This is a genomic window from Ruegeria sp. SAZD013 (assembly GCF_059612525.1).
Genome location: NZ_JBXWQT010000040.1, coordinates 1 through 1,778, shown reverse-complemented (window position 1 = coordinate 1,778; position 1,778 = coordinate 1). Strand labels below are relative to the sequence as shown.

At 60.7% G+C, this 1,778-nt stretch carries 1 protein-coding gene; it reads left to right on the top strand.

What is annotated here, in order from left to right:
• On the top strand, positions 1-1,767 hold a 1,767-nt coding region (locus AC2FLU_RS20260; RefSeq protein WP_496812097.1), incomplete at its 5' end, for an ABC transporter ATP-binding protein.
• Positions 1,768-1,778 lie beyond the last annotated feature (11 nt).

The following is a 1,778-nucleotide window of genomic DNA, read 5'->3' as shown; positions in this document are numbered from 1 at the left end:
GCCTGGAACAAGTGGCGATCGGGCTATATGGGCCGGCTTGTCGGTGAGAGCTTTTATGCGCAGGGCGGGCTTTACGGCATAGCGATCCTGGCGATGATCGCGGTGGCGGTCACCACCGCCGGCTCGGCTTACATGATGGAATATATCATCGATGCCATGACCAGCCCGGAATTGCGGGGATGGGTGCATGTCATTGCGCTGGGGGTTGTGCTTCTGTTCCTGACCAAGGCGGTGGCCTCGTATATTCAGGCCGTTTTTCTGGCACGCGCGGGCAACCGGATTGTGGCCCAGCAGCAGGAGAAGCTGTACCGCAAGCTGGTCCGGCACGGAGTGTCGTTCTTCTCGACCACTGAATCGTCGGATCTGCTGATGCGCACGACCAATGGCGCGCAATCGGCCCGGAGCCTGATCGATGTTCTGGTCACCGGGTTTGTCCGCGATGCCCTGACCCTGGTCGGCCTGATTGTGGTCATGGTGTATCAGCAGCCGGTCCTGTCGGTGATGTTCTTTGTGGTGGGCCCGATTGCCCTGCTGGGGGTGCGGTATCTGCTGAAAAGCGTGCGCTCGATCATGCAGGCCGAGTTCAAATCGCTGGCAGAGATCATCCGGGTGCTGCAGGAGACCTCGGCGGGGATCAAGGTGATCAAGGTGTTTGCGCTTGAAGATCGCATGATCGACCGAATGGAGACCGCGATCCGGAAGGTCGAACAGCGCTCGAACGACATCGCCCGGCTGCAGGCCATTGCCAGCCCGCTGATGGAGTTTCTGGCCGGTCTGGCGGTTGCCGGGGTTCTCATTGTCAGCACGATGGGCATCGCGGGCACCGAACAGCCGACCGCGGGTCAGCTGATGTCCTTCATCACCGCTTTGCTGATGGCCTATGAACCTGCCAAGCGCCTGTCCAGGATGCGGGTCCAGATTGAAACCTGCATGGTCGGGGTCGGCCTGTTGTTCAGCCTGCTGGATCAGGAGGACACGATGGTAGAAAGCCCCCGGGCCCGTGACCTGAGTGACGGCCCCGGACAGATCACGCTGCGCAATGTGACCTTTGGCTATCAGGGCACGGTGCCGGTGATCGACAACATGAGCGCCACTTTCGAGGCCGGGAAAACCACCGCCCTTGTCGGCCAGTCCGGTGGTGGCAAATCCACGTTGTTTGGCCTGATCATGCGGTTTTACGACCCCGATCAGGGCAGCGTCGAGATCGATGGCCGGGACCTGAGGGATGTCAGCTTTGCCTCGCTGCGGCGGAAAATCTCGTATGTCGGTCAGGATACGTTCCTGTTCTCGGCCTCGGTGATGGACAACCTGCGCTGCTCGGCGCCCGATGCGAGCGACGAAGAGGTGATCGCGGCAGCCCGGGCCGCACATGCGCATCAGTTCATCACCGACCTGCCGCAGGGCTATGAGACCCCGGTGGGCGAGAACGGAACCTTTCTGTCGGGCGGCCAGAAACAGCGCATCGCGATTGCCCGTGCCATTCTGCGCAAGGCCGAGATCCTGCTGCTGGACGAGGCCACAAGCGCGCTGGACGCGGAATCGGAATCGCTGGTCAAAGAGGCGCTGGACGCCCTGACACAGGATGTCACCGTCATCGTCATCGCCCACCGCCTGTCAACCGTGCTGGAGGCAGACAAGATCATCGTCATCCAGGACGGCGCTATCGCCGAACAGGGAAACCTCGACCAACTCATGCAGAAAAACGGCCCCTTCAAAAACCTCTTCGACCAACAGTTCAACAAACACAAACAAAAAGTCGCACAGTAATAGGGGGAGCT